The organism is Sphingomonas bacterium (assembly GCF_903644055.1).
GTDB lineage: Bacteria > Pseudomonadota > Alphaproteobacteria > Sphingomonadales > Sphingomonadaceae > Sphingomonas_I.
The window spans coordinates 1-6,446 of record NZ_CAHJXD010000240.1 but is presented as its reverse complement, the minus strand read 5'-3'; the positions used below and the strand labels follow the sequence as shown (position 1 = coordinate 6,446).

Genomic DNA, 6,446 nt, shown 5'->3' with positions numbered 1-6,446 from the left:
TCTGCGCTTCGACGAGACGCGCCTCGCCGCGCTCCGCGCCGAGGGCCGCCCGGTATTGCTCTATTTCACCGCCGACTGGTGCCTGACGTGCAAGGTCAACGAAAAGGTCGCGATCGAGCGCGCCGACGTCGCCAAGGCGTTCGCCACGAAGAAGGTCGCGGTGATGGTCGGCGATTGGACGCGCGGCGATCCCGCGATCAGCCGCTTCCTTGCCGCGCACGGCCGATCGGGCGTGCCCTTCTATATTTTCTATCCGGCTGGCGGCGGGAGCCCGCGCGAACTGCCGCAGGTGCTGACCCCCGGATTGCTTGTCGGATTGGCCTGAACCGCGCGGTCAGGATTGCTGCGTCCTGGCCTGTGCGGACGGATCGTACGGGCCGGAATGCGCCTGGATGCTGTTCTGCATGCTGGTCAGCAACGTCAGCGACTTGCGTGATACGCGCTCGTCCTCCTTATGCTCGTCGATGCTCGCTTCCTTGACCTGCATCGCGCTGTCGATCGCCTCGATCGCCTGATCCTTGGTCAGGCCGCCATTGTCGAGCAGGCTATGGATCAGGCTTTCGAGCAGCAGCAGCGCCGCCTGCCCCTGCGCCTCGGGCATCGGGCTCGGGTCTTCGCTGAACGAGGAATCCGCAGCCGAGGTCTCATTCGCCATCGCTTCGCCGTTCCACGTAATTGCGCGTTGCCGCTATCCGATGTCAAAAGCCCGGCGGGAGACGTGGTTCCTTTGCGGATTATTTCCGCACCCACACGCGCTGTCCGCCGATCCACGTCTCCAGCACCCTGGTCTCGCGCAGCGCCTGGCTGTCGACCTGGAAGGGATCGCGATCGATCAGGATGAAATCCGCCATATGCCCCGGCTCCAGCGTGCCCAGCCGATCCTCGGCCTTGGCGGCATAGGCCGCGCCGGTGGTGAAGGCGGCGAAGGCCTGCGTCAGCGTCAGGCGCTGTTCGGGCAGCCAGCCGCCGGGGGGATCGCCGCCGTCATCCTGCCGCGTCACGGCGTCGGCGATGCCGGGGAAGGGATTGGGGCTCTCGACCGGATAATCGGACCCGAACGCCAGCGGGACATGCAAATCGAGCATCGTCTTCCACGCATAGGCGCCGCCCAGCCGATCCGACCCCAGCCGCGCCGCCGCCATCCGGTGATCCGATGTAGCGTGAGTCGGCTGCATCGAGGCGATCGTGCCGAACCTGGCGAAGCGCGGCAGATCCTTGACGTCGACGATCTGGGCATGCTCGATCCGCCAGCGGCGATCGCCCTTGTAGGTGCCCGCGAGCTCCTCGATCGCGTCGAGCACCTGCGCGTTGGCGGCATCGCCGATCGCGTGGACCGCGATCTGGAAATCGTCCATCGCCGCGCGGCTCATCAGATTCTTGACCTCGGTATCGCCGTGGAAGGGCGTGCCGCGCTGGCCCGGCGCGTCGGCATAGGGCTGCTTGAGCCACGCGCCGCGCGACCCCAGCGCGCCATCGGCGAAGAATTTGACGCCGACCATCCGCAGCCTGCCGCCGTAGAGCCACGGCGTCGGCCCGCTGCCCGCGATCGACAGCAAGGGCTCGATTCCCTTGGCGTAGCTGAAGATGCGCACCCGCAACCGCCCCGCATCGCCGAGCCGCCGCATCGATCCCCAATCATCGACGTCGGTGCCCATGTCGCAGGTCGCGGTGATGCCGTCGGCGAGCAACAGCTCCTGCGCCTTGGCGATTGCCTCGTCGCGCTCGCGCGGCAGCCGCGGCGGCGCCGCGCTCTCGACGAGCCGGCGCGCGGCATCGACGAACAGGCCGGTGGGATTGCCTTTGGCATCGCGCTCGATCCGACCGCCGGCGGGGTTGGGCGTCCGCGCGCTGATCCCCGCCGCCGCCATCGCCGCCGAATTGGCGAGCGTGGCATGGCCGTCGACTCGCTCCAGCAGCACCGGGCGATCCCTGACCACCGCGTCGAGATCGGCGGCGGTGGGGAAGCGGCCGAGCCGCCATTTCTCCTGGTTCCAGCCGCCGCCCCTGATCCACGCCGAAAGCGTGTTGCGCGCGGCATAGCGGGCGAGCGCGGCCTGCGCCTCGGCGAGGCTCGCGGTGGCGGTGAGATCGAGGCTGAGCGCCTGGAAGCCGAGGTCCGAGACATGGCCGTGCGCGTCGAACAGGCCGGGGAGCAGGGTCCTGTGCTGGCCGTCGAGGCGGAAATCGGGGCGCTGCGGCCGCGCCTCGCCATCGCGCAGCAGCCGCGCGACCTTGCCCTGGCGATCGATCAGCAGCCCGGTGAACCGCTCCAGCGCGCCATGATCGTCGAGCGTGTAGCCGTTGACGTTATCGACGAGCCCCTGCTCGGCGAGCGGGATTTCGGGAGGGGGCGGGCGGCGGGCTTCGGCGGGCATGGCAAGAAGGAGCGCCACCGCCAAACTCCAGGCCGTCACCCCGGACTTGATCCGGGGTCCCGCTGCCTTGTCGAGGGTCACGGAAGAAGCGGGACCCCGGGTCAGGCCCGGGGTGACGAGGAGAGGAAAGCTCATCGCCCCAGCCGCCGCACGATCGCGCTGGTATCCTGCCGCCCGCCGCCCAACGCCTGCACCTCCGCGTAGAATTGATCGACCAGCGCCGCCACCGGCAGCGTCGCGCCGTTGCCGCGCGCTTCCTCCAGCGCGAGGCCGAGATCCTTGCGCATCCAATCGACCGCGAAACCGAAGTCGAAGCTTTCGGCGGACATGCTCGCCCAGCGGTTCTGCATCTGCCAGCTTCCCGCCGCGCCCGCCGACACCGCCTCGAACGTCTTGGCCGTGTCGAGCCCCGCGGCTTGGGCGAAGCGCAGCGCCTCGGCGACGCCCTGGATCACCCCCGCGATCGCGATCTGGTTGACCATCTTGGTCTGCTGCCCCGCGCCCGCGCCGCCGACATGGACGATCCGCGCGGCATAAGCGTCCATCAGCGGATGCGCGCGCGCCAGCGCCTCGATCGTGCCGCCGCACATGATCGAGAGCGTGCCCTGCTCGGCCCCCGCCTGCCCACCCGAGACCGGCGCATCGACGACGAGCAGCCCGCGATCCGCGCCCTCCTCCGCCAGCCGCCGCGCGATCTTCGCGGAGACGGTGGTGTGATCGACGAACAGTGCGCCCTCCCGCATCGCCGCGAACGCGCCATGCTCCCCGAGCGTCACTTCCTCCAGATCGGCATCGGCGCCGACGCAGGTGAACACCGCATCGGCGGCCTCGGCGGCGGCGGCGGGGCTCGGCGCCGCCCGCCCGCCGTTGGCGGCGACCCAGTCGGAAGCCTTGCCCTCGGTGCGGTTGAAGACGGTGACGTCGTGGCCCGCGGCGGCGAGGTGCCGCGCCATCGCGCCGCCCATCACGCCGAGCCCGATATATGCGATCCTTGCCATGGCGGCGGCATAGCCATGGCGGCGATCGAGTGCCAGCGGGCATGAGGGTTCAAAAGCCGACCACATGGGCGTAGGGGGCGGCATGGCCACGCTGATCCGATCCGAAACCGCCACGAAGCTCGTCACGCTGGAGGATGTCCGCGCGGCGGCGATCCGCGTGCAGCCCTCGATCGTCCGCACCCCGACCCTGCTCAGCCGCACGCTCTCGCAGATGACGGGCGCCACCATCTATCTGAAGTTCGAGAATCTCCAGTTCACCGCCGCCTACAAGGAGCGCGGCGCGCTCAACAAATTGCTCCAGCTCGACGCGGCGGCGCGCGAACGCGGCGTGATCGCGGCCTCGGCGGGCAATCATGCGCAGGGCGTCGCTTATCATGCCGCGCGGCTCGGCATCCCGGTGACGATCGTGATGCCGCGCCACACGCCGACGGTGAAGGTCAGCCAGACAGAAAGCCACGGCGCCCGGATCATCCTGCACGGCGAGCAGGTCGACGATGCGCTGGCGCACGCCCGCGAGATCGCCGACGAGCAGGCGCTGACGATCGTCCACCCGTTCGACGACGTCGATGTCATCGCGGGGCAAGGCACTGTCGCGATCGAGATGCTGGAGGATGTGCCCGCGATCGATACGTTCGTCGTGCCGATCGGCGGCGGCGGGCTGATCTCGGGATGCGGCACGGTCGCCAAGGCGCACGCGCCGCCGATCGAGGTGATCGGCGTCGAGGCCGAGCTCTATCCCTCGATGTACAACCGCATCAACGGCACCGCTCTGCCCTGCCACGGCGATACGCTGGCCGAGGGCATCGCGGTCAAGGAGCCGGGATCGATCACCTCGGAGATCATCGCATCGGTGGTCGACGATATCCTGCTCGTTTCCGAGCGATCGCTGGAGCAGGCGGTGGCGTTGCTGCTCCAGATCGAGAAGACCGTGGTCGAGGGCGCGGGCGCGGCAGGGCTGGCGGCGATGCTCGCCTATCCGGAAAAGTTCGCGGGCAAGACGGTGGGCGTCGTGCTGTGCGGCGGCAATATCGATACGCGGCTGCTCGCCAACGTGCTGCTGCGCGATCTCGCGCGGTCGGGGCGCCTCGCGCGCCTGCGCATCAAGCTTCAGGACCGGCCCGGCGCGCTCTACAATGTCGCGCGCGTGTTCGAGGCCGAGCAGGTCAACATCATCGAAGTCTATCACCAGCGCGTATTCTCGACGCTCCCCGCCAAGGGGCTGATTACCGACATCGAATGCGAGACGCGCGACCAGGCGCATCTCGAACGGCTGATGCGCGCGCTGGAGGCCGAGGGGTATGAGGTCGTGCCGGTCGAGCTGGCTTAGCCGAAGATCCTCCCCTATGAGGGGAGGTGGCAGGCGAAGACTGACGGAGGGATCGCCCTCTGGATAGCGGGATACCCCTCTACCACCGCCCGCGGCGGCGGTCCCCCTCCCCTTGCAGGAGAGGAACGGGCTACGACTAACCGGACAGTAACGCCTTTGCGGCAAAAGCGCTTTTCTTAAGCCCCTATCGTCGGCATAGTCGGCTGGGGCAGGATACCGACGAGGGCGTGGGAAGGCGTGAGCGCGCAATTCAAATTTCCGCGTTTCTTCGTGACGACGCCTGCGCCTTGTCCGTATCTGGCGGGCAAGACCGAGCGCAAGGTGTTCACCGAGCTCGCCGGCGCGCACGCGGGCGAGCTCAACGAGGCGCTGGGCCGGATCGGCTTCCGCCGCAGCCAGGGTGTCGCCTACCGCCCGAGCTGCCTCGATTGCCAGGCGTGCGTCTCGGTGCGCGTCGTCGCGGGGCAGTTCGAGGCCAATGCCACGCAGCGCAAGCTGATGCGCCGCAACGCGGACCTCGTGGTCAACGCCTGCAAGCCCTGGACGACCGAGGAGCAATATCGACTGCTCCGCCGCTATCTCGCCGCGCGCCACCCCGGCGGCGGCATGGCGGAGATGGACGAGTTCGACTTCGCCGACATGGTCGAGCAGACGCCGGTGACGACCTATATCATCGAATATCGCGAGCCCTCTGCCAACGGCGTGCCGGGGCGGCTCGTCGGCGCCTGCCTGACCGATCGCCAGTCCGACGGGCTGTCGATGGTCTACAGCTTCTACGAGCCCGACGGCGCCGCGCGGCGCGGCCTCGGCACCTTCATCATCCTCGATCATATCGCGCGCGCGCGCGCCGCCCGGCTGCCCTACGTCTATCTCGGCTATTGGGTGAAGGGATCGGCGCGGATGCAGTATAAGACGCGCTTCCGCCCGATCGAGCGGCTAGGCCCCAGCGGCTGGCGCCCGCTGGAGATCGACGATGCCGAACCCGGCCTGCCGCCGATGCCCGGCGGGCTGAAGTTTCCCAAGCTGTAGCGGCTGTTTCGCTCAAGCTGAAACGTCACCTCGGCCTTGAGCCGGGGTGACGAGCGTTCAACGTCAACGGGACAATGCCAGGGGAGGAGCTTCAGCGCGCCAGCAGCACCCGCGCCTGCGCCGCGAGTTGCGCGAGCATCGCGGCGCTGACCTGTGGGGCGAGGCGGGCGCGCTCCAGCACGCGGCGGTATTGGGCGATGCGCTGGCTCTGGTCCGCCAGCCAGCGATCGACCTCCGCCAGCGGATCGGCGCCGCCGTGGCGGGCGAGGAATTCGAGGCGGAGCTGCTCGAAATCGCGCACCAGCCCCGAGGCGAGCAACCGCTCCCACGGATCGATCGTCGCGAATCGCGCCGCCGCCGCCTTGGCCCAATCGAGGCCCAGCGCCTCGCCGAGCCGGACATAGGCGTGCGTCACCGCCACCTCGTCCGCGCCGAGCCGGTGCGCGAGCGCGGCGGTGCCGATCGCGCCATCGAGTTCGTGGAGGCGGATGACCTGTTCGACCAGCGCCGCGTCCGCGCCCGCCGCCGAAAGGCCGGTGCGCATCGCCTGCGATTGGGTGCGCGCCTCCAGCCGCAGCAGCGAATCGAGCCCGTCGCGCAGGCGCCCGATACCATCGGCAAGCTCCCGCGCGATCGTCGAGGGCGCGTGATCGCCGGGAAGCGCGCGCAGCAGATCGGCGAGGTGGATGCGCGCGCCGGCGCCCGCGCTGCCGAGCA

6 protein-coding genes and 1 pseudogene are annotated in these 6,446 nt (G+C 69.2%); 3 read left to right on the top strand and 4 right to left on the bottom strand.

The features are described from left to right. Positions 1-325 (top strand): thioredoxin family protein (locus tag HUU94_RS10620; protein WP_174275053.1); only part of this gene is annotated, 325 nt, incomplete at its 5' end. A gap of 9 nt (positions 326-334) precedes the next feature. On the opposite strand, the gene HUU94_RS10615 is transcribed toward HUU94_RS10620, so the two are convergent. The 3 genes from HUU94_RS10615 to HUU94_RS10605 form a co-directional block, all read right to left on the bottom strand. Continuing rightward, positions 335-655 (bottom strand): hypothetical protein, encoded by a 321-nt coding sequence (locus tag HUU94_RS10615; protein WP_174275052.1) that lies wholly within the window; start codon positions 653-655, stop codon positions 335-337. A gap of 79 nt (positions 656-734) precedes the next feature. After that, a complete protein-coding gene (locus HUU94_RS10610; protein WP_174275054.1) occupies positions 735-2,375 on the bottom strand; it encodes an amidohydrolase in 1,641 nt (546 codons plus the stop codon). A 131-nt stretch (positions 2,376-2,506) separates the two neighbouring features. After that, positions 2,507-3,373 carry an NAD(P)-dependent oxidoreductase gene (locus HUU94_RS10605; RefSeq protein WP_174275051.1) on the bottom strand — a complete coding sequence of 289 codons (867 nt, stop codon included), beginning with the start codon at positions 3,371-3,373 and terminating at the stop codon, positions 2,507-2,509. Positions 3,374-3,455: 82 nt separating this feature from the next. Here HUU94_RS10605 and HUU94_RS10600 point away from each other — a divergent pair, with 82 nt between their 5' ends. Together HUU94_RS10600 and HUU94_RS10595 are read left to right on the top strand one after the other, a co-directional pair. Beyond that, a complete protein-coding gene (locus tag HUU94_RS10600; RefSeq protein WP_174275050.1) occupies positions 3,456-4,700 on the top strand; it encodes a threonine ammonia-lyase in 1,245 nt (414 codons plus the stop codon). A 237-nt stretch (positions 4,701-4,937) separates the two neighbouring features. After that, a complete protein-coding gene (locus HUU94_RS10595) occupies positions 4,938-5,729 on the top strand; it encodes an arginyltransferase (protein ID WP_174275049.1) in 792 nt (263 codons plus the stop codon). Between the two features lie 91 nt (positions 5,730-5,820). Here the strand turns inward: HUU94_RS10595 and HUU94_RS10590 are convergent. After that, positions 5,821-6,446, bottom strand: a pseudogene (locus tag HUU94_RS10590) (NAD-glutamate dehydrogenase domain-containing protein); the annotation flags it as partial.

Coding starts and splice junctions, on each gene's coding strand:
- HUU94_RS10615 (WP_174275052.1), bottom strand. CDS start 655: ATGGCGAATGAGACCTCGGCTGCGGATTCCTCGTTCAGCGAAGACCCG.
- HUU94_RS10610 (WP_174275054.1), bottom strand. CDS start 2,375: ATGCCCGCCGAAGCCCGCCGCCCGCCCCCTCCCGAAATCCCGCTCGCC.
- HUU94_RS10605 (WP_174275051.1), bottom strand. CDS start 3,373: ATGGCAAGGATCGCATATATCGGGCTCGGCGTGATGGGCGGCGCGATG.
- HUU94_RS10600 (WP_174275050.1), top strand. CDS start 3,456: ATGGCCACGCTGATCCGATCCGAAACCGCCACGAAGCTCGTCACGCTG.